General features: G+C 42.4%; 15 protein-coding genes. All 15 read left to right on the top strand.

Annotated elements, in window-relative coordinates; all coding sequences use genetic code 11:
* Positions 1-406: 406 nt before the first annotated feature.
* The 15 genes from BLR42_RS05505 (at position 407) to BLR42_RS23500 (ending at position 22,202) form a co-directional block, all read left to right on the top strand.
* Positions 407-1,186, top strand: a complete 780-nt coding sequence (locus tag BLR42_RS05505) for a glycosyltransferase family 32 protein (RefSeq protein ID WP_091867281.1) — start codon at positions 407-409, stop codon at positions 1,184-1,186.
* A 176-nt stretch (positions 1,187-1,362) separates the two neighbouring features.
* Positions 1,363-2,757: a sugar transferase gene (locus BLR42_RS05500; RefSeq protein WP_091867279.1), complete on the top strand. Its 1,395-nt coding sequence runs from the start codon at positions 1,363-1,365 to the stop codon at positions 2,755-2,757.
* A gap of 20 nt (positions 2,758-2,777) precedes the next feature.
* Positions 2,778-3,929 (top strand): glycosyltransferase family 4 protein, encoded by a 1,152-nt coding sequence (locus tag BLR42_RS05495; RefSeq protein ID WP_091867276.1) that lies wholly within the window; start codon positions 2,778-2,780, stop codon positions 3,927-3,929.
* A gap of 100 nt (positions 3,930-4,029) precedes the next feature.
* On the top strand, positions 4,030-4,971 hold the full coding sequence (locus BLR42_RS05490; RefSeq protein WP_091867273.1) for a helix-turn-helix domain-containing protein: 942 nt from the start codon (positions 4,030-4,032) through the stop codon (positions 4,969-4,971).
* 249 nt (positions 4,972-5,220) lie between these two features.
* Positions 5,221-6,624: an ABC transporter substrate-binding protein gene (locus tag BLR42_RS05485; protein ID WP_091867271.1), complete on the top strand. Its 1,404-nt coding sequence runs from the start codon at positions 5,221-5,223 to the stop codon at positions 6,622-6,624.
* Positions 6,625-6,706: 82 nt separating this feature from the next.
* Positions 6,707-7,600 (top strand): carbohydrate ABC transporter permease, encoded by an 894-nt coding sequence (locus BLR42_RS05480; RefSeq protein ID WP_022763390.1) that lies wholly within the window; start codon positions 6,707-6,709, stop codon positions 7,598-7,600.
* Positions 7,593-8,444, top strand: a complete 852-nt coding sequence (locus BLR42_RS05475; RefSeq protein WP_026497655.1) for a carbohydrate ABC transporter permease — start codon at positions 7,593-7,595, stop codon at positions 8,442-8,444. The genes BLR42_RS05480 and BLR42_RS05475 overlap by 8 nt, the downstream gene beginning before the upstream one ends.
* Before the next feature lie 38 nt (positions 8,445-8,482).
* A complete protein-coding gene (locus BLR42_RS05470; protein ID WP_091867268.1) occupies positions 8,483-11,551 on the top strand; it encodes a beta-galactosidase, LacZ type in 3,069 nt (1,022 codons plus the stop codon).
* Positions 11,552-11,839: 288 nt separating this feature from the next.
* Positions 11,840-12,583, top strand: coding sequence for a Stp1/IreP family PP2C-type Ser/Thr phosphatase (locus BLR42_RS05465; RefSeq protein ID WP_091867265.1), 744 nt, complete (start codon positions 11,840-11,842; stop codon positions 12,581-12,583).
* On the top strand, positions 12,580-14,595 hold the full coding sequence (gene pknB / locus BLR42_RS05460; RefSeq protein ID WP_091867263.1) for a Stk1 family PASTA domain-containing Ser/Thr kinase: 2,016 nt from the start codon (positions 12,580-12,582) through the stop codon (positions 14,593-14,595). The genes BLR42_RS05465 and pknB overlap by 4 nt, the downstream gene beginning before the upstream one ends.
* Complete coding sequence (gene rsgA, locus BLR42_RS05455; RefSeq protein WP_091867261.1) at positions 14,595-15,506, top strand: ribosome small subunit-dependent GTPase A; 912 nt, start codon at positions 14,595-14,597, stop codon at positions 15,504-15,506. Before pknB ends, rsgA begins: the two co-directional genes overlap by 1 nt.
* 130 nt (positions 15,507-15,636) lie before the next feature.
* A complete protein-coding gene (gene dhaL, locus BLR42_RS05450) occupies positions 15,637-16,251 on the top strand; it encodes a dihydroxyacetone kinase subunit DhaL (RefSeq protein WP_026497652.1) in 615 nt (204 codons plus the stop codon).
* Positions 16,252-16,378: 127 nt separating this feature from the next.
* Positions 16,379-16,777: a dihydroxyacetone kinase phosphoryl donor subunit DhaM gene (dhaM, locus tag BLR42_RS05445; protein ID WP_091867259.1), complete on the top strand. Its 399-nt coding sequence runs from the start codon at positions 16,379-16,381 to the stop codon at positions 16,775-16,777.
* A gap of 36 nt (positions 16,778-16,813) precedes the next feature.
* Positions 16,814-17,809: a dihydroxyacetone kinase subunit DhaK gene (gene dhaK, locus BLR42_RS05440; RefSeq protein WP_091867257.1), complete on the top strand. Its 996-nt coding sequence runs from the start codon at positions 16,814-16,816 to the stop codon at positions 17,807-17,809.
* A 286-nt stretch (positions 17,810-18,095) separates the two neighbouring features.
* The gene (locus BLR42_RS23500) at positions 18,096-22,202 is read left to right on the top strand and encodes an endo-1,4-beta-xylanase (RefSeq protein WP_242879210.1); all 4,107 of its coding nucleotides are present in this window, start codon (positions 18,096-18,098) and stop codon (positions 22,200-22,202) included.
* The last annotated feature ends 141 nt before the right edge of the window (positions 22,203-22,343 follow it).

Here is a 22,343-nt window from a genome sequence, read left to right as displayed (position 1 = left end):
CCCCTGATCCTTTCTGGACAGGTATGAAAGGGGGCTTAAGATGACTGCTTATGAACAGGCAACCATAATTAGGGCATTGACCCTGCGCAGGACCTGTGTGCAGCTCTTAAGGGTGTGAATGAGGAAGGACGAACTGTGGTAGGGGCTGTCTTTCCTCATTTTTTATGCAACTGTATGAATATAGATCCGAAGGGGATAGTCAGTCAATATAGACACGAAAAAAACGTGCGGTAAAAAACAGCACGTTCAGATAGACAATATATAGGAGAACGAGAAATTAATCCGCAGTAAACCTTCAGTAGGTGAGAGGATTAATTCGACGCATTACAGATGAGAATGGAAATGATATGGTCATGAGATTTATTCTTGATGAAAACAATAATGTTATTGATGGCGGTTTATAAATATGGATTTTAGTATAGACAAAAAAATACCCCATACAATCCACTATTTCTGGTTTGGCGGCGGAAAAAAGCCTGAATCGGTGCAAAAATACATCGATAGCTGGCGTAGAAACTGCCCGGATTTTGAGATAAAAGAGTGGAATGAGACAAATTACGACATTCATAAGCATCCATATATGGAAAAAGCCTTTGATGAAAAAAAGTGGGCGTTTGTTTCGGATTACGCAAGAATGGATGTTCTCTATAATCGTGGCGGGATATATCTGGATACTGATGTAGAGATAATAAAAGACTTGTCGCCGTTATGTGAAAACAAGGCGTTTTTTGGCTTTGAAAACAGCGAACTGGTAAATGACGGGCAGGGCTTTGGATGCGTAGCAGGCCTCCCCATTTTCAAAGAAATGCTTGATCTATACGGCAGCGATGAAGCCTATGATTTTTGGGGCGGAGAAAAACATAATGTTGAGAGCCCAAAACTTCGCACGTTGGTACTTAAGAGACATGGACTTAGACTCGATGGTTCAAGACAGACAGTAGGGGATGTGGAAATATTCCCAACAGATTTTTTTTGCCCTCTGAATTATGCTACGGGACGCATCGAAATTACGGAAAATACTTTCAGTATTCATCATTTTGATGGTAGCTGGAAAAGCGGCAACAGCGGCTTTTACACGAACCTGATGCGGAAACTCAATAGGATTTTCGGGGAGGAAAAAGGGAAGAGAGTTTTTGATTGTATTATACGTATTAAAGATAATATCAAGACGATACTGCGTAAATAATTGATATATCATTGAATTGTATACAAAATACTATTAGTTTTATGCTTTTTACTAGACATAACTACTTATAATAATGTATACTTGTGAACCGAATGGCGTACTAGTTTTATTAACGATTCGCTGGTTCTTGTGGGGAGGAACTATAATAAAAAAGAGTTTAATTGTTTGGAGAGTTTATGAATCGTTCTAATGTTTCTGCGTCTTTTGATGTTGTTCACGCAATACTGGATGTAGTTTTTCAATGTCTTTCGATGACAATTGTATATTTGGTTTGGGGGCACTTGGTGAAGGCCGAACAGCGTGACAGCATTTTCGCTATGCTGTTTGTTTTTATTGTTATTTATGTTGTTTGTAACAGAGCAGCAAATATCTATAATAATACCCTGTTTTTCTATGTTGACAGAATAATACGTCGTAAGACAGCCTCTTTTTTATGGGCAACTCTTAGTTGTTTTCTTGTTTATTGGTTTTGCCTTGATCATGTTATTGATGCTGATTTTTTGATGGCATTTCTGACTCTGTCTTATCTTATAGTTTTAGTTGAGAGTCTGTTCTTTTTAAGACTTGTTGACAGATTGATAAACAGAAAGCATATACCGAGATGTGTATATGTGGGAAGCAAGGATTCTTATAATAAATTCAGATATTTCCTTAATAAAACTCCGCTTACATTAAATGAGATAGGTTATGTGAGCTTTGATGATGACGATGATTCTTTGGAATATATAGGATGCTTGTCAGATCTTGAGGAGATTATCAGAAAGTATAATATTGATCAGGTTTATATCATGCAGAAGCGTGAGATGGATATTGCTTATATTCAGAAGTATATCGATCTTTGCATCGAAATGGGTGTTACCTGCAGAGTTATTGTTGATATTTACAGAAGAAGAAAGGCCTTTTCATATAATAGCAGTATCGGAACTTATCCCGTTATGACCTACCATACAATTAGTATGAATACATGGGAATCGCTGATGAAGCGCCTGTTCGATATCATTTTTGCTTTGATTGGCATTATTCTGACATCATCGATAATGATTATTACTGCGCTTGCGATTAAGTTTGATTCAAAAGGTCCCGCTATATTTAAACAGGTCAGAGTTGGTAAAAACGGCAGACACTTCAAGATATGGAAGTTTAGAAGCATGTATGCTGATGCTGAGGAGCGTAAAGCTGAACTCATGGAACTCAATGAGGTTCAGGATGGCATGATGTTCAAGATTAAGGATGATCCGCGAATTACCAGAGTTGGTAAGTTCATTAGAAAGACCAGTATTGATGAGCTTCCGCAGTTCTTTAACGTGCTTTTCGGATCAATGAGTTTTGTTGGAACAAGACCGCCGACGCTTGATGAAGTCGAGAAATATACTGCCGATCAGTGGAGGAGAATCAGCATCAAGCCCGGTATAACGGGTAGATGGCAGACCAGCGGCAGGAGTAATATTACTGACTTTGATCAGGTTGTTAATCTGGATGTCGACTATATCGACAACTGGAACCTGATGATGGACTTGAAGATTATATTTAAGACTGTACTTGAGATATTTAAACGCAACGGGTCTTACTAGAATTATTTGGGAGCTATAAGATGAAAATTGCAATGATTGGGCACAAGAGAATACCGTCCAGAGAGGGAGGAGTGGAGATAGTCGTAGAGGAACTCTCTACACGTCTTGTGCTTATGGGGCATGCGGTCACGGCATACAATCGTAAGGGAAAAAATGTTGCCGACAAGAACGCTGATAAAGAGGCTCATAAGCTCAAAAACTACAAAGGAATACGTATAGTTCATGTACCTACACCTGACCTGAAGGCGTTAAATGCGGTAGTTTATTCTTTTCTTGCTACAATTTTTGCACTTCTTGGCAATTATGATGTAATTCATTACCATGCGGAGGGCCCCTGTGCGATGCTTGTGATTCCTCATTTTTTTGGAATCAGAACTATTGCGACCATACATGGTCTTGACTGGCAGAGAGCTAAATGGGGCGGTTTCGCCACAAAATATCTTAAATTTGGCGAGAAAATTGCTGCAAGAAATGCAGATGAGGTTATCGTACTTTCCCGTAATGTTCAGCAGTACTTTCTTGATACTTACGGAAGACAGACTATTTACATACCGAATGGCGTAAACAGGACCGAATTCCTGGAGCCCGACAGAATTGTTAAGAAGTTCGGACTTGAGAAAGAAAAATATATTCTTTATCTTGGAAGAATCGTTCCTGAGAAGGGAATAACATATCTTCTTGAGGCTTTTTCCAAGATCGATACAGACATGAAGCTTGTTATAGCCGGTGGCGGAAGTCATTCCGGTGATTTCATGCAGGAAGTTATGGATATGGCAAAAAAGGACAGCAGGGTTGTTATGACCGGCTTTGTACAGGGTAATACACTTACAGAGCTTTTCAGCAATTGTTACATGTATGTCCTTCCAAGTGATATCGAGGGTATGCCGATAAGCCTTCTTGAGGCTATGAGTTTTGGCAGAAGATGTCTTGCCAGCGATATTCCGGAGAATACCGAGGCGTGCCGCGAATATGCTAAATATTTCAAGAAGTCTGATGTAGAGGATCTTAAGAAGAAGCTTGAGGAGAGCATCGCAAATCCCGGCAGCTTCCACAAATTTGATGAAATAATGGACTACTGTTACGAGAGATTCGACTGGAACAAGGTTACAGGTGCCAGCGTCAGACTGTACATTGATGCAATCCTGAATGTGGAGCGTATTAATAACATTTAATATGCCTTCCCCTGGGTGGTGAAGAAATAAAGTGCCTTCCCCCTCTGGGGGAAGGTGGCACGAAGTGCCGGATGAGGGGATTTAGTCCCAACAAAAATCTATGGGCAGAAAAAAGAAACAAACAATTGAATTCAGATTTTATGAGATACCCCAGGGACAGAGCTGCCTTGCTCTTTTAGGTGAGAAGTGGATCAGGGTTTATGGAGAGGAGGATAATGTTCTTCATTTCCATAACCTTTTTGAGGTGGGATATTGTAGGTACGGTGATGGTAAACTGGTCCTCGATGAGAAGGATTGCCATTACGAAACTGACATGTTTTCAGCTATTCCACCGAACTATCCGCATACCACCACGAGCGAGGAAGAGAATTTCTGGGAGTATTTTTTCTTTGACCCGGAAGCGGTGGTTGCCGAGATCTATCCGGATAATGTTCTCAAACAGCGCGAAGCCATAACATTGATAAATAAAAGGGCTGATTTAATGAATGCTGCAGAGCATCAGGAGATTGCAGAGACCATTAAACGGATTATGGAGGAGATGAGAGATAAAGATTCCTACTACAAGGAAACTACTCAGAACCTCATCAAGACTTTAGTTTTCTTGCTTATGAGGATTCATAAGTCTATGGATGCGGAGCAATCCTCGCTTATAGAGCAGGACACCAGCGGCGATCTTGTAAGCATAAAGCCTGCAATTGAGTATATTGAGCAGAATTATGCTGATGACATAAGGGCTCTTGATCTTGCAAATGTATGTAACATGAGTGAGACACACTTCCGGCGCAGCTTCGTGGATATAATAAATATGCCTCCGATGGACTATCTGAACCTTGTGAGAGTACAGAAGGCATGCGATACGATGAAAAAGACGGAACATTCCATGGAAATTGTTGCCGTCGAATGTGGTTTTGGCAATGTGTCTACTTTTAACAGGAATTTTAAGAAATTCCTCGGAACATCGCCATATCAGTGGAAAAAGAACAGGGACAATTACGCAAACAAGCTCCTAGACTACAATATCCACGCCCTGAAAGGCTGGTAAGGCTTAAAATGGGCAACTTAATTGTTTAAGTTTATTAATATTCTGTTCAAAATTTATTCATAATTGGTCGATAATGCACATTTTAGCCTTTAAAATGTGCATTATTTTTTAAGCTCATTGGTATAATATACATATATTTGATTCGGAAACAGATTATTTCAGTCAAATTGCCCAAAACTCATCTGACATAATCTTAATAAATGAATCAGGTTAGAACATTATTTTAGTTTCATTAGGGAGGACATAATAATGAAAAGAAAAGCATTATCAATGGTTCTTGCATCTGCTATGACACTTTCCATGATCGCAGGTTGCGGCGGAAGCGGATCAGCAGATACAACAGCTAACGAGACAACAGAAGCAACAGAGAGCACAGAGGACGCTGGAGCAGCTGAAGAGGCTACTGAGGCACCTACAGCTGACGTTGCATCAGAAGGTGAGCACGAGCTTTCAGTTTACGCTTGGGATGAGAACTTCAACATTCCTGCTCTTAAAGCAGCTGAGAAAGCTTACCAGGCAGTTGATTCAGAATTCACTCTGAACATCATCACACAGTCCGGTTCACAGGATGTTGAGCAGGCAGTTACACTTGCTGCAGCAGCAGGCGACTACAGCACACTTCCTGACATCGTTCTTTTCCAGGATCATTACATCCAGAAGTTCGTTGCAGATTATCCGGATGCTTGGCAGGATATCGATGATGCAGGTATTGACTGGTCAAACCTCGGAGCTGAGAAGATTTCCTACAGCACAATCGGTGGTAAGCACTACGGCGCACCTGTAGATAACGGTACAGCAATCTTTGCATATCGTACAGACATCCTTGATCAGTGTGGCTATTCAATCGATGATGTAACAGGTATTTCTTGGGACAGATGGCTTGAGATCGCAAAGGATGTACATGACAAGACAGGCATGGCACTCCTTTCAATGGATCATTCAGGTGATGATCTTCCTTACATGATGCTTCAGGCTGAAGGCGTTTCACAGTGGACAGATAACACAACTCCTAACCTTGTAGGCAATGATAAGTTCAAGAAGATCATCGAAGTTATCGTACAGGGTGCAAATGATGGTTCTATCATCCTTGCAAACAGCTGGAGTGAGTACACAGACCAGACAATCCAGGGCGATCAGGTTGCAGGTGTTATGAACGGTAATTGGATCATTCCTACAATCGAGCAGGTTGCTGACAACAGTGGTAAGTGGGCTATTACAACACTTCCTACAATTGATGGCGGAAAAGATGGTTATGCTGCAAACGGTGGTTCATCTCTTTATGTAACTGCCAACTGCTCAAAGCCTGATCTTGCAAAGTCATTCCTTGCTTACACATTTGGTGGTGGAGAAGGAGCTATCGAGACCTATGATGCAGCACTTACAGATGGCGGTGTTATCACAACATGCATCTCAGCAGGTAAGTCTGATGTATATGCTAAGGGTGTTGATTTCTTCAATGGCCAGGCTATCTACGCTGACATCGTTGAGATGGGATCTCACGTACCTGTAATTCAGCAGAGTGATTTCCACTACAACCTTCGTACTCTTGTAAACACTCTTATTACAAACGTACAGAACGGTAACGACATTGATTCTGAGATTCAGGCTGCTCAGGAGCAGATTGAATTTGAGATCGCAGGTTCACAGAACTAATTTAGTATTGTAAGTATTTAAACCGGGGAATCGGGATTTTCCGATCCCCGGTTTTGTAAAATGAAGAAAAGGAGCGGCTCCGATGAAAAAAGGAAAATCCGTTACTGGAAAACAGAAAACAGCCGGTTGGATGTTTCTTGCAATAGCATCCATAATGATTTTTATATTCAGCTTTTATCCGATGATTTCAGCTCTCATCATGTCTTTCAAGACAGGATCTGCGGCTGCTATGAAATGGGCTAATCCCATTACCTTTAACTATACTCGTATGTTCCAGGACAAGACTTTTATGAAGTCTGTCTTTAACACATTTTTGTATCTGATAATTCAAGTACCGATAATGTTGGTGCTGGCAATACTTCTTGCGCAGCTCCTTAATAATAAAGATCTTAAGTTCAGAGGACTTTTCCGCACAATGGTATTCCTTCCGTGCGCAATTTCTCTGGTATCCTATGCATTGATATTCAGAACACTTTTTGCCACACAGGGTCTTGTAAATATGACTCTTATGAATATGGGGCTTATAAGTGAGAATATAAACTGGCTCGGACAGACAAATACAGCCAGATTTGTTATTATCTTTGCTCTTATCTGGAGATGGACAGGTTATAACATGGTATTCTTCCTGGCAGGTCTTCAGAATATTGAATATTCAGTATATGAGGCAGCTAAGATAGACGGTGCGTCAGGCTGGAAGACTTTCTGGCATATCACGGTGCCGCTTCTTCGCCCTGTTATAATCATGACCTTCATCATGTCAATAAACGGTACATTGCAGCTCTTTGATGAGTCCGTAAACCTGACAAACGGTGGACCTGCAAATACCACAATCACTATGTCACATTATGTATATAACAACGCATTTGGTACAGGTGTTGCTAACTTCGGATATGCATCTGCAATGTCATTCTTTATTTTCATTCTGGTTGCTATCCTTGCCTTTATAAATCTGAAAGTAGGTGATACACGTGACTAATAAAAAGAATAGATCCAATATACAAAGAAGGCTTATACCGAGCTATATCTTCCTTACGCTGTTTTCACTTTTTTCAGTATTTCCGCTGTTTTGGATGGTTACTGCAGCTACGAATGCCACAGTAGATGTTGCAAGAGGAAAAATCTGGTTTGGTACTCAGGCAGCTGAGAACTTTAAAAATCTCCTTGTTACTGCGAAAGCGCAGGGTGCAGGAGCATCTCTTTGGAGATTCATGGGGAATTCATTTACCTATGCAGCTGTTCAGACAATATTGTGTATCTTTATCTGTTCACTCGCAGGTTATGGCTTTGAGCTTTATCATGACAAGGGCAAGGATTTCTTGTTCGCTATCTTGCTTATGGCTATGATGATTCCTGGTGTTGCTACAATGATCCCTATGTTTAGGATGATGAGTAAACTTCATTTTCTTAACCAGGTATGGGGCTTCGTTTTACCTGCAATATCCACACCTTTTATGATAATGATGTTCAGACAAAACAGCCGTAACTTCCCGGTTGATATTATGGAAGCTGCAAGAATTGACGGACTTTCCGAGTTTGCAATTTTCTTCCGCATGTATATGCCTGTTATGAAGTCAACATATGCTGCAGCAGCCGTAATTACCTTTATGAATGCATGGAACGCATATCTGTGGCCCAGAGTCGTACTTACTGAGAACAAGGCTCAGACTATGCCGATTCTTATTGCAAACATGTCTAATGGATATACTGTTGATTACGGAATGCTTATGATGGGCGTATTATTCTGTTCACTGCCTACAATGATAATATTCTTCGTATTGCAGAAGCAGTTTGCAGAAGGAATCACAGGTGCGGTTAAGTAATCACCTGCTTCGATAATTCTAAATATGGGGAAGATGTTATGAACGAGTTTAACTATGAAATAGTAAAAAATCCTGAGATTTTCCATGAAAACAGGATGCCGGCTCATTCTGATCATGTAGCATATAAGTCACTTTCTGAGATGACAACAGGAAAGACAAGCTATAGGCTTTCTCTGGATGGTGTATGGCATTTTCATTATTCCAGGAATGTCAAGGATGCTCCGGAAGGCTTCTGGAAAAATGAGTATGATACAACTGACTGGGACAGAATAAATGTACCTGCACATATTCAGATGGAAGGTTACGACAAACCGCAGTATGTAAATGTTCAGTATCCCTGGGATGGATCGGAAGATATTCGCCCGGGGGAGATTCCGGAGAGATTTAATCCTGTTGCTGATTATGTGAAGCTTTTCACTTTGCCCAAGGATTTTAAGGGTGAAAAGATCTGTATCTCATTTCAGGGAGTTGAGAGCGGCTTTGCACTTTGGCTTAATGGAAAATATATTGGCTACAGTGAGGATTCCTTTGACCCCTCAGAGTTTGATCTTACAGATTCTCTTGTGAAGGGGGAAAATAAGCTTGCGGTAAGAGTGTTCAAATGGACATCCAGCAGCTGGTGTGAGGATCAGGATTTCTTTAGATTTTCCGGTATTTTCAGAAGCGTATTTCTGTTTGCTGTACCTAAGGTTCATGTCTCTGACATCACAATCGAGACAGGACTTTCGGATGACTACAAGACTGCAAGCATCGAAATAAAGGCAGCGACAACCGGCAGCGGAACAATGGAACTTGGCCTTTTTTATAAAGGAGAGAAGATTCTTGAAGGAAAGATTCCGCTTTCTGCATCCGGTCTTACAACAGGAAAATGTGATTTTGAGAAGGTATATCTGTGGAGCGCAGAGACCCCGAATCTTTACGAACTTTATCTGACTATTACAGATTCTCGCGGTGTCGTTTGTGAAGTGATAAAACAGAATGTCGGTCTTAGAAGATTCGAGATGAAAAACGGACTCATGCTTCTTAATGGCAAGAGAATCGTATTTAAGGGCGTTAACCGTCATGAGTTCAGTCACAGAAACGGCCGTGTTCCTGATAGGGAAGAGCTGATTCAGGATATTGTTACAATGAAGAGGCACAACATCAATGCCATCAGAACCAGTCATTATCCTGATGATTCCGCTATCTATGAGCTCTGTGATATCTATGGTCTGTACATGATCGCAGAGAACAATCTTGAAACACATGGAACCTGGGAACCTTTCGAGAGAGGAGTTGAGACAGAGGATTTCATAGTGCCAAAGGATAAGCCTGAATGGAAGGCTATGATGCTCGACAGGATTGACTCCATTTATCACAGAAATAAGAATCATCCCGCAATCCTAATCTGGTCAATCGGCAATGAGGCCTTCGGAGGTGAAGTTCCTTATGCTATGAGCAGACGATTTAAGGAGCATGATAATACCAGACTTGTGCACTACGAGGGACTTTTCCACGACAGAAGATATAATGATACTTCGGACATGGAGAGCCAGATGTATCCGCCGGTTTCTGCTATAAAGGAATTCCTTAAGAAGGAAAAGAAGAAGCCCTTTATATGCTGCGAATACACACATGCGATGGGCAATTCCTGCGGTGGAATGCATTATTATACGGATCTTACGGATACTGAGCCCAGATATCAGGGCGGCTTTATCTGGGATTATATCGACCAGAGTATTCTGAAGAAGGACAGATATGGCAATTACTTCGAAGCCTATGGCGGAGATTTTTACGATAGGCCTAATGACTCAAACTTCAGTGGCAATGGCATTGCCTACGGTGACAGAACACCATCTCCCAAAATGCAGGAGGTGAAGTTCAATTACCAGAATATTTCTGTCGAATTTGATAAGAATAAGTTCAAGGTTATTAATAAGAATCTCTTTGTAAATACATCGGAGTTTGATGCAAGGCTCCAGCTTCTTGCAAACGGAAAAGAGATATATAGCAAAGCTATAGAATGCGATGTAAAGCCTCTTACATCCAAGGCGTTTACAATTCCCGGAGAGGTTACTCTGGCTATCAGGGATTATGAGACGGGATACAATCTCACAAGCGGGGCACTTGAATTTGTACTGATAGTTTCCTTCACCCTTAAAGAGAGTACTTTGTGGGCAGAAAAAGGCCATGAGGTTGCCTTTGGGCAGACTGTTCTTAAGAAGATGGTGAAGCCGTATAAATGCTCTGATAAACTCACGGTTATCAGAGGAAAGAATAACATAGGTGTTCGTGGTGATGAGTTTTCCGCTCTTTTCAGTGTCATGGCACCCGGACTGTTGTCCTATGTATATTGCGGCAGAGAGATGATAGAAAAAGCTCCGGCTCCGAACTTCTGGAGAGCGCCTAATGATAACGATACCGGAAGCAAGATGCAGCAGCGTTATGCACAGTGGAAGATAGCAAGTATGTATCCCTGCATCACAGGTAAGCCTGACAGCGAGATGTGGTTTGCCAAGGTTACTGAAGGAAAGAACAGCGTTAAGATTGATTACAGATATTACCTTCCTACAATGCCTGCTTCAGAGTGCAGCGTAACGTATGAGGTATTTGGTGACGGAACTATTGAGACAACGATGAAATATGATGCAGTCAAAGGACTTCCGGATATGCCTGAATTTGGTATGATTTTCAAATTCAATGCCGATTATGACCATCTGACCTGGTATGGCCTAGGAGAGCAGGAGACCTACGAGGACAGAAAGCGCGGAGGTAAGATTGGAATCTATTCCAACAAGGTTGCCGACAACATGGCAAAGTATCTTGTTCCACAGGAATGCGGAAACAAGTGTGATGTCAGATGGGCAAGAGTTACAGATTTCAAGGGCAGAGGTATTGAGTTTACAGGAGATAATATTTCTTTTAGTGCACTTCCTTACACTCCTCATGAACTTGAGAATGCTATGCATGACTATGAGCTTCCTCAGGTACATTACACAGTTGTAAGATGTGCATTGCAGCAGATGGGAATCGCAGGAGACGACAGTTGGGGCGCTCGTCCGCACCCTGAGTACCGCCTCCCTGAAGGCAAAAAACTCACCTTCACCTTCCGTTTTAAGGGTATTTAAAGCATCACTTCATCCTTGAGTTGGTGATAAATACAAAAAGCAGTTTCAAGGTTTTTCAAAACATAAGAAGGACAATGTGTGTCAGACCACGGCCGATTATGCGTAAGCAACGAGGCCGTGGAATGATATACATTGTCCTTCGTATTGTTGGGGAATATTGTCAAAATAGCTGTTTTGTGGTATATTTCTATATTGGCATAGGGCGTTTTTTTACGGAATTGTGAGAATACTTATGCCAAAAATTACTAAAGAATAATTACTCAAATTATTGAAAAATCGGAGGCATCCTTGCTTAAAACTTTTTCCATAACTGACGTAGGTCAGAAACGAAAACTGAATCAGGATTATGTATTTTCCTCCGACAGACGTATTGGAAATCTGTCAAATGTGTTTATTGTTGCCGATGGAATGGGCGGACATAACGCGGGAGATTACGCATCAAAGTTCACGGTTAATACCATGGTTGAGGAGATCGAGAAATCCTTTGAGCAGAACCCTGTGCGTATTCTGGAAAATGCCATTAAAAAAGCAAATCAAAAGCTTCGGGCTAAAGCCGCAGAAGACGAGCAGCTCTATGGGATGGGGACAACCGTTGTGGCTGCAACTGTCATGGGCAGATATCTGCAGGTTGCTAATGTGGGGGACAGCAGACTGTATGTTATCGGAGACGACATCAGACAGATAACCAGAGATCATTCACTTGTTCAGGAGATGGTACGCGCAGGCGGACTTGATCCCGAAGAGGCGCGCACACACAAAGAGAAGAATATCATCACCCGTGCTATTGGGGCTGATGATACTGTTGATGTGGACTTTTTTAATGTTGAGCTCGAGAAAGGGGATATCGTGCTCATGTGTTCCGACGGGCTGACAAATATGCTCGAGGATCAGGAAATCCGCATGATCGTGAGCGGTCAGAGAGATATTATAGAGAAGGCACAGAAGTTAGTGGATATGGCAAACCAGCATGGCGGTAAGGACAATATCGCTGTTATTCTGATTGAGCCTTTTGCTGACGGAGGAGCTGAATGATTAAGATAGGAATGATGATCGGAGACAGGTACGAGATCCTTGAAAAAATCGGGACCGGCGGCATGTCCGATGTTTACAGAGCAAAAGATCATAAATTAAACAGACCTGTGGCTGTTAAGGTCCTTAAGCAGGAATTTTCGGAGAATGATAATTTTGTTTCAAAATTCCGTGTTGAGGCTCAGGCTGCAGCCGGATTGATGCATCCCAACATTGTAAATGTTTATGATGTTGGTGATGAGAATGGCATCCACTATATAGTTATGGAACTTGTGGATGGCATCACACTCAAGAGATATATTGAGAAAAAATCCAGGCTGTCTGTAAAAGAGGCGGTAAGTATTGCAATCCAGGTTGCAATGGGACTTGAGGCTGCGCACAACAATCATATTATTCACCGTGATATTAAGCCTCAGAACATTATCATTTCCAAGGAAGGTAAGGTTAAGGTAACTGACTTTGGAATTGCGAAGGCAGCAACGAGTAACACTATTACCTCTAATGTTATGGGATCTGTTCACTATACTTCTCCCGAGCAGGCAAGGGGCGGCTATTCAGATGCCAAGAGTGATGTTTATTCACTCGGTATAACCTTATTTGAGATGCTCACAGGCAGACTCCCTTTTAACGGAGACACAACTGTTGCCATTGCGATTAAGCATATACAGGAGGATTTGCCTTCACCTGCTGAGTTTAGTGATGAGATTCCGATAAGCGTTGAGAAGATTGTAATGAAGTGCTGCCAGAAGAGCCCTGACAGGAGATATCAGAGCGCAGCAGAGCTTATTACTGATCTCAAGAGATCACTTATCACTCCGGATGAAGATTTTGTTAATCTTGTAGACCCTGATGAGGAGAGTGCTACAAGAGTTGCGACAGAAGCCGAAGCAAAGAGTATAAACGGTATGACAGATACCGAGCAGATGAGACTCAATGCCGACGTTATGCGTGAATATGAGAATCAAAAGAGACGCGATCAGGACTATTCCGGACGCCGTGACAGTGACTATGACGATGATGAGGAACTTTACGGCAGAAGAGGCTATGGTGACAGTGAGAGAATCGAGAAACTTACAATTGCCCTTGCTATTATAGGTGCGGTTCTTGTTGGAATAATTGTAATAATCCTGGTTGGAAGGAGTATGGGTATTCTCGGTGGAGAAGAGTCTGGAGGACTTCAAACTGAGGCCATAAGCGGAGAATCCAATACCGGCGATGGAATACAGATTCCGAACGTTACAGGGCTATCCTATGTTGAAGCTATAACAACATTGAAAGATAAGAATTTTAAATATGAAAAGGTTGATGATGATACAAGCGCGCTTGCAAAAAATACTGTTGTATCGCAGTCACCTGAAGCAAATTCCTATGCTGAGAGCGGTTCTGTTGTGAAAATAACAGTAAGTACCGGAAAGGGTGCTGAGGCATCCAATCAGGCGTCACAGTCGCAGACAGAGGACAGCGCTTCAAACGCATCAGATGTTGCTTCGACAGAAGCTTCTACATCTCAGATTGCTGTTCCCAATCTTGTGGGATTATCTATCGACGAAGCAATTGCGACACTTTCGGAAGCAGGTCTTGCACAGGGAAGAGTCGTTGATGTGAATAATGATACTTACGGAGTTGATGTTGTAACTGCCCAGAGTAAGCCGGTTGGAACAATGGTTGATCCTGGAACTTCTATCGACATTGAGAAATCTATAGGGCCTACCAGTATTTCCTATAGCTATTCGGGAGATATTGCGGCTCCTACAGAGGGACAGAATTATACAGACGGAGTTTTTGTTCATGTATCTTTTGTGACTGCAGACGGAACATCACTTCTTGATACTACGACAGCTTCGTTCCCTATCACCGGAGTGGTTCGCACGGGATTGACATCTGCTACCGGTGTAATTACCTTTACTTATACAGCTACAAGTCCCGCAACTACCGATGAGAACGGCAATGTTATCGAAGGACGTACAGAGGAGTGCACAGTAACAAGAGCTGTTACATTTACACAGGAGAATTGATGAAGGGAAGGATTGTTAAGGGAATAGCCGGATTTTATTATGTCAATATCGGAAGCGATTTTGTCTATGAATGCAAAGCAAAAGGTATTTTCAGAAAAGACGGTGTAAAGCCTCTCGTCGGAGATGATGTTGAAATAGAAATAATAGATGAGGAAAACTTTGTTGGCAATATCGCTAAGATATTGCCTCGAAGAAATGAGCTTATAAGACCGCCGGTTGCCAATGTCGACCAGGCGGTTGTTCTGTTTGCAATTGTAAAGCCGGATCCGAACTATAACATTCTTGACAAATTCCTTATCCAAATGCGTAGGAACGACTTACCTGTAGTAATTTGTTTTAATAAGCAGGATATAGCTTCAGAAGAGGAACAACAGGAACTTCGTGATACCTATGAAAAGTGCGGTTATGAGGTTTTGTTTATAAGCGTTCATGAGGGTAAAGGAATTGACGCGCTATGTGAAAAGCTGAGAGGAAAAACCTCTGTGGTGGCAGGACCAAGCGGTGTAGGAAAATCCTCACTTTTAAACAGACTTCATCCGGATGCTGATATGGAGACGGGTGAGCTTAGCCGCAAGATAGAGCGCGGAAGAAATACGACCAGACATTCAGAAATGTTTTTTATATCAGCTCTTTCTGATGAAAATGAAAAAACCTACATTTTTGACACACCGGGATTCACATCCCTTACATTAAAAGATATCACTGCTGAGGAACTTCAGGCGTACTATCCGGAATTTGAACCCTATGAACCCGAGTGCAGATTCGGCGGCTGCAGCCATATTGCAGAACCCGACTGCGGTGTGAAAAAGGCCCTTGAAGAAGGGAAAATCTCAAAAGTTCGCTACGACAATTACAGGATAATTTACGACGAACTCAAGGATATGAGACCGGTTTACAGAAAACAGAAATAGAAGAGAGCCTTTCCCGGCTCTCTTTTAATTTGTGTAAAATCAACAATAAATGTATGGAAAAATAAAAACAGTTTGTTATAATATACTACATAAGGGTTACATAAATTAATGCATGGGAGGGGAATTGGATATGGCAACAAGAGTGTACGAATGTCTTAAAAGTATTGGGGAAAAGATAATCGAAAATAAGGATTTCCTTACAGATCTCGACAGAGAAATCGGAGATGCTGACCATGGTGTGAACATGGCGAGAGGCTTTCAGGGAGTAATAGAGAAGGTCGCTCAGGATGATCCTGACATAGGTGCAGTCCTGAAAAAGACCGGAATGACGCTGCTTTCAACAGTAGGCGGAGCATCCGGTCCTCTTTATGGCACAGCTTATATGGAGGCCGCAAAGGTATTTGCGGGTAAGAATGAAGTTACCGCAGAAGATTTTCTTGCGGGACTTGATGCCGCTATTGCGGGCATTCAAAAGAGAGGTAAGGCAGAAAAGGGTGAAAAGACTATGCTTGATGCGCTTATTCCTGCAAGAGATGCATACGCGAGTGCTCTTGAGGGCGGAGCGGATATAAAATCAGCCCTCGATGCTGCATGCAAGGCTGCAAATGAAGGAATCGAATTTACCAAGACAATCGCTGCGACCAAAGGAAGAGCCAGCTACCTTGGTGACAGAAGCATAGGACACCAGGATCCCGGCGCTACCTCTGCCACCATGACACTTGAAGTGATTCGTGATTTTATTTGATGTAAATAATTATGCCTTCCCCTTGGGGGCGCTCGACGTCCAGGGGACGTCGGTTCAGCGCGGACCGAAGCGGAGCGAAGACAGGTGTCTGCGAAGCAGACGGATGAGGGGGATGGAGGTAAAAAACATGGTAGGACTCGTATTGGTATCACACAGCTGGAAAATAGCGGAAGGCATTAAGGATCTCACAGATCAGGTTGCACCTACGCACAAGGGGATTATATGCGCGGGTGGTCTTGAGGACAAAAGTATCGGAACCGATGCGGTTCGTATCTCAGAGGCTGTAAAGCAGGCTAATGACGGTGATGGTGTAGTTTTGCTTGCCGATCTCGGAAGCGGGGTTATGAGCGCAGAGACGGCAATTGAGCTTCTTGAGGATGAAGATATAAAAGTGAAGCTCGCTGATGCTCCCATTGTGGAGGGTGCGATTGCGGCAGCGGTAACCGCAGCAATTGGAAGCACAATGGAGCAGGTTGTTGCCGCAGCGGAGCAAACCCGCGAGGTAAACAAGGTATTGGGAGATTGATAAGGCATTGGCCTTAAAATAAAAAGGAGGGTAGCAATGAAAAAACTTATTAATGGGGTCGACAATATTGTTGACGAGATGCTCGAAGGTATGGTTGCGGCATACCCAAACTATGTTAAGCGTCTTGACGGATTCGATGTTCTAGTAAGAGCAGGCGGATCCAAGGGTAAGGTTGCACTTGTGTCCGGAGGAGGAAGCGGACATGAGCCTGCACACGGCGGTTATGTCGGAAAAGGAATGCTCGATGGGGCAATTGCCGGTGCTGTTTTCACATCTCCCACACCTGACCAGGTATTTGAAGCTATCAAGGCAGCCGATGGCGGAAAGGGTGTTCTTCTTGTAATAAAGAATTATACCGGCGACGTTATGAACTTCGAGATGGCTGCAGATATGGCTCGCGACGAAGGTATTGAAGTTGATCAGGTTATTACCGCAGATGACGTAGCTGTTGAAAACAGTACATGGACAACAGGAAGACGCGGAATAGCAGGAACAATTTTTGTACATAAGATTGCGGGCGCATGTGCTGAGGCAGGCGGAGATCTTGCAGAGGTTAAGCGCATAGCTGAGAAGGTAATAGAGAATGTAAGATCAATGGGTATGGCTATTGATGCCTGCACAGTTCCTGCAGCAGGGAAGCCCAGCTTTGATCTTGCAGAGGATGAGATTGAGATCGGAATCGGAATTCACGGTGAACCCGGCGTAAACCGTGAGAAGATAAGCACTGTTAATGAGATAGCAGACAAGCTTCTTGATAAGATTTTTGCTGAAGGAATCTATAATTCGGGTGATGAAGTTGCTGTTATGGTTAACGGAATGGGCGGAACTCCACTTATGGAGCTCTTTGTTGCGAACAAGCATGTTAGTGAAGTGCTTGATGGAAAAGGAATCAAGATTCACAAGACTCTTGTAGGAAACTACATGACTTCTCTTGATATGGAAGGCTTCTCGATCACTCTTCTCAAGGTTGATGATGAACTCAAGAAGCTTCTTGATGCTCCGGCTGATACACCTGCGTTTGTTCAGGTATAAAATGTTAAATCTGCTTTATAGCAAATATTGAAAACTGAAATAGACAAAGGAAACTGGCAGCTCTGGGAATAATATCCCGGAGCTGTTTTTGTGCATATTTTTAGATTGTGATTATTGACTACATAATAAAAATACAAACAGGAATTATTTATTAAAAATGTACAAAAAAATCTTGCGTTCTCGCAATAAGTGCTTACCAAAGTGCAATAATTGATAAGTGACTACTATCAATTATTGCTAAAATGATTTTGCTCGAGCATAAAAAACACATAAGAAAGGGGAAGCAATGAAAAAGCACTTAACGTTTTTATTGTCTCTTATGATGGTTGGGGGGCTTATCATAGGAAATGCAACAAATTCGTTAGCTGCCGAAGTAGTGGGAGTAACTTATGTTAAAGGGGATAATGAGAATAACCCTGTAGTTACTCAGAACTACGGCGCAGATCCCGGAGTGTTGGTTTACAATGATGAAGTTTTCATCTATGCAACCAATGACTCACAGGAACTCGCTGGCAACAACGAGAATACCTATGCTAAGATTGATACTTTAAATTGTTATTCATCAAAGGATCTGGTTAACTGGACAGATCACGGCAGTTTCAAGATTGCCGGTTCAAGCGGAGCAGCAAAGTGGGCTAAAAACTCATGGGCTCCTTGTATTGCATGTAAGAAAATTAACGGTAAAGACAAATTCTTCCTTTATTTTGCAAATAATGGAAGCGGCATCGGCGTATTGACTGCTGACAGCCCGACAGGACCCTGGAAGGATCCTATCGGAAAGGCACTTATTACAGGTGCTACACCCGGCTGCAGCGGCGTTACATGGATGTTTGATCCTGCTGTTTTAGTTGATTCCGACGGAACAGGTTACCTTTATTTTGGTGGCGGCATACCGAACAATCAGTATGCACATCCCAAGACAGCAAGGGTAATCAAGCTTGGTGCAGACATGACCAGCGTTTCAGGCTCAGCTGCAACAATTGATGCGCCTTACCTCTTTGAGGATTCAGGAATTAATAAGATCGGAAATACATATTACTACTCATACTGCTCAAACTGGAACTGCTCAGGCGGCTTCAACAATGCAGCTATTGAGTATATGACAAGTAACAGCCCTATGGGACCTTTTACCTATCAGGGCGAAGTAATGAAGAATCCCGGCGTATTCTTCAATGGTTCTACAGGTAATAATCACCACCAGATTTTTGAGTTTGGCGGTCAGTATTATCTTGCTTATCACACAAGATCTGTTGAGTCTAAGGTTATCGGAAAGAGCCTTGGCTACAGAACAACACAGATTGATAAGCTCAGTGTTAAAAATGGTAAGATAAGCTCACTTACACCTACAATGAGCGGTGTATCTCAGACTTCATATGTTGATCCTTATTCAGCAGTACAGGCTGAGACAATCTTTACTCAGTGTGGTGTTGGCGTTTCCGGAAACGGAGAGGGCGCTGCATGGGTTGATAATATCTCTAACGGCGATTACACAAAGATAAAGGGAGTTAATTTCTCTAAGGGACTTAGCTCCATCACAGTTAGCGTTAACAGCAGAGGAAACGGTACAATCCAGGTTAGAGAGAACAGCCCCAGCGGCAATCTTCTTGGAACAATTAACCTTTCCAATACAAACAACAAAAATACAGAATTCACAGGTACAATGAAGAATGTATCAGGTGTAAAGAACATCTGCTTCGTATTCAACGGAAGCTTTGAATTCGATTACTGGAGAGCTGCAGGCACAGGCGAGACCGCAGGTGGAAACCAGGGCGGTAATCAGGGTGCAGAAGAGCCCGTTAACCAGGGCGGTAATGAGACTGCTCAGACAAACAATAATAAGTATGAGTGCGAGAACATGACTAAGAGCGGTCAGTATACAGGCACTATCAGCAGTCCGTTCAGCGGTGTTGCACTTTATGGCAACAACGATACCGTAAGCTTTGATCAGTATTTTGCATATGATACACATAACTTTACACTTCGCGGCTGTTCAAACAACAGCAACATGGCTAAGGTTGTTCTTAAGATCGGCGGAGAGACCAAGGGAACCTTCTACTATGGTGATGAGTATCCTGCAGAGTACACTATTGAGAATGTAACTCATGCTACAGGAGCTACTACTGTAGAACTTACAATTACATCAGATGATGGCACATGGGATGCTTATCTTGATTACCTTACATGGGATACCGGTTCAGGTCAGTCTCAGGGCGGTAACCAGGGTGGCAGCCAAGGTGGAAACCAGGGCGGCAATCAGGGACAGGCTCTGAATCCTTCAGATCTGACTCTTCTTAACACCTACGGTCAGACCTTCGGTTATTCAGGAACCTGCATCAATCTCTATCAGCTTAGAGATGCTAATACACTCGAGCTTATTAAGAAGAATTACAACAGCATAACTCTTGAAAACGAGATGAAGCCTGATGCGCTTCTTGGCGGATCTGCACGACTTATCTCTGTTGCTGACGCTAAGAATCTCGGTTATTACATTCCTGATAATTACAGAGAATCTTATGTACCGCAGATTAACTTCAGTACAGTTGATGAAGTTATGAAGATTTGTTACCAGAACGGTCTTAGAATGAGAGCACATACTCTTGTATGGCATTCACAGACTCCTTCATGGTTCTTCAGAAGCAACTTCTCAGGAAATGCCGGCTTTGTGAATCAGTCCACAATGGATGCTCGTCTTGAGATGTATGTGAAGACTGTGATGAACCATGTATATCTTAGTGAGTACGGTAGTGTTGTTTATGCATGGGATATTGCAAACGAAGTAATGCATGCACAGAATTCCGGATGGGAAGCTGTTTACGGAAACAACAGAACAAATGCTTCTTATGTAAAGAAGGCATTCACATATGCATATCAGACACTTGATTACTTCAACCTCACTGATTCTGTAAGCTTGTTCTACAATGATTACAATACATATCAGGAAGTTGATAAGATCATAACACTTGTAAACTACATCAATTCAGATCAGAAGATGTGCTCAGGTGTAGGTATGCAGTCTCACCTTGGCACAAATTATCCGTCTGTAGATTTCTATATCTCAGCACTTAAATCATTCCTTAATGCAGGATTTGAAGTACAGATCACTGAGATGGATATTACTAACAACGGTGACAATGATCTTTCAAACTACGTATACAATCTTTATAAGAATATTAACTCTCTTAAAAAGAATGGCGGTAAGATCACAAGTATTACATGGTGGGGACTCTCAGACCAGGTTACATGGATTAATAATGCTAAGCCGCTTCTGTTCAGCACACCTACATCCAAGAAGCCCGCTTATGATAAGGTAATCCAGGCTTATACAGAGACCTTCGGCACACCTACATCAGGCTATATACCTGAGCCTTTGCCGACACCTCAGCCTTCAGATGATCCTCAGAATGATGACCCTCAGAATGATGATACTCAGAATGAAGAACCTGCACAGGAAGAACCTCAGGTAGAAGAGCCTCAGGGCGATACTCATGACGATGCTTACATCGAAGATGGCTGGTATTATGTAAAGAACTATCTGTCTCAGAAGTATCTTACAGTTGAGGGTAATTCAGCTGACGGATGGGTAAATGTATGCATAAGCAACGGCACCGGTGTGGACGGTCAGAAGTGGTATGTAACCAATACAAATGACGGATACATCAACCTCACAAGCGCACTTGGCAGTGTTATGCTCGATGTTGCTAACGGCGAGAACGAGGATGGAACAAACGTTGGTATTTATCAGGGCTACGGCGGAAATGCTCAGAAGTTTGTTGTAAAGCAGACAGACAATGATGGCTATTATACAATTGCCACAAAGAGCTCTGATGAGACAAAGGTTCTTGATGTTTACAAGAAAAAGACAGATGACGGAACAAATGTATGTCAGTGGTCTTATAACGGCGGAACAAACCAGCTTTGGCAGTTTGAGAAGGTTGGCGGAAACGGACAGAGTCAGCAGGGCAGTACTGAAGAGGAACAGCCAAATGAAGATCCTCAGACAGTAGAGCCGCAGCCAACACCTGCACAGCCCGATCCTGAACCGGTAGAGGAGCCCACACAGGAAGAACCTACACAGGAAGAGCCTGCTCCGGCACCTGCAGCAGATGGTCTTGACCTTCAGTATTCAATCAACAGCTGGGGAAGCGGATATCAGGTAAGCTTTAAGGTTACCAATAATTCATCCAGCGATGTTAATTCTTGGACACTTAAGCTCAACAAGAATGATATCAATATCGGTAATGCATGGAATGTTAATATCGATGAAGATGGTGATTATTATGTAATCACACCTGTTGGCTGGAATGCATATCTTTCAAGCGGACAGAGCACAGAGTTCGGTATTCTTGGTGATGGTCAGATTGGTGATTCCATCCGCTACAGCATACAGAACTAAGAAAACGGATATATGTTTCCCTCCCTAAAGGAAATATATCAAGAGAAGGCCTTTCTCCCAAAAAGGAGAAGGGCCTTTTTGCATGTATAATATTGTAAAATATGCATAAAACCAAAATACATATTTTTGCGTGACGCGAGA

It is taken from the genome of Butyrivibrio sp. INlla16 (genome assembly GCF_900104155.1).
Taxonomy (GTDB): domain Bacteria; phylum Bacillota; class Clostridia; order Lachnospirales; family Lachnospiraceae; genus Butyrivibrio.
This window is presented reverse-complemented; position numbering and strand designations above follow the sequence as displayed.

Coding starts and splice junctions, on each gene's coding strand:
- BLR42_RS05505 (WP_091867281.1), top strand. CDS start 407: ATGGATTTTAGTATAGACAAAAAAATACCCCATACAATCCACTATTTC.
- BLR42_RS05500 (WP_091867279.1), top strand. CDS start 1,363: ATGAATCGTTCTAATGTTTCTGCGTCTTTTGATGTTGTTCACGCAATA.
- BLR42_RS05495 (WP_091867276.1), top strand. CDS start 2,778: ATGAAAATTGCAATGATTGGGCACAAGAGAATACCGTCCAGAGAGGGA.
- dhaL (WP_026497652.1), top strand. CDS start 15,637: ATGGCAACAAGAGTGTACGAATGTCTTAAAAGTATTGGGGAAAAGATA.
- BLR42_RS05485 (WP_091867271.1), top strand. CDS start 5,221: ATGAAAAGAAAAGCATTATCAATGGTTCTTGCATCTGCTATGACACTT.
- dhaK (WP_091867257.1), top strand. CDS start 16,814: ATGAAAAAACTTATTAATGGGGTCGACAATATTGTTGACGAGATGCTC.
- BLR42_RS23500 (WP_242879210.1), top strand. CDS start 18,096: ATGAAAAAGCACTTAACGTTTTTATTGTCTCTTATGATGGTTGGGGGG.
- dhaM (WP_091867259.1), top strand. CDS start 16,379: ATGGTAGGACTCGTATTGGTATCACACAGCTGGAAAATAGCGGAAGGC.
- pknB (WP_091867263.1), top strand. CDS start 12,580: ATGATTAAGATAGGAATGATGATCGGAGACAGGTACGAGATCCTTGAA.
- rsgA (WP_091867261.1), top strand. CDS start 14,595: ATGAAGGGAAGGATTGTTAAGGGAATAGCCGGATTTTATTATGTCAAT.
- BLR42_RS05470 (WP_091867268.1), top strand. CDS start 8,483: ATGAACGAGTTTAACTATGAAATAGTAAAAAATCCTGAGATTTTCCAT.
- BLR42_RS05480 (WP_022763390.1), top strand. CDS start 6,707: ATGAAAAAAGGAAAATCCGTTACTGGAAAACAGAAAACAGCCGGTTGG.
- BLR42_RS05490 (WP_091867273.1), top strand. CDS start 4,030: ATGGGCAGAAAAAAGAAACAAACAATTGAATTCAGATTTTATGAGATA.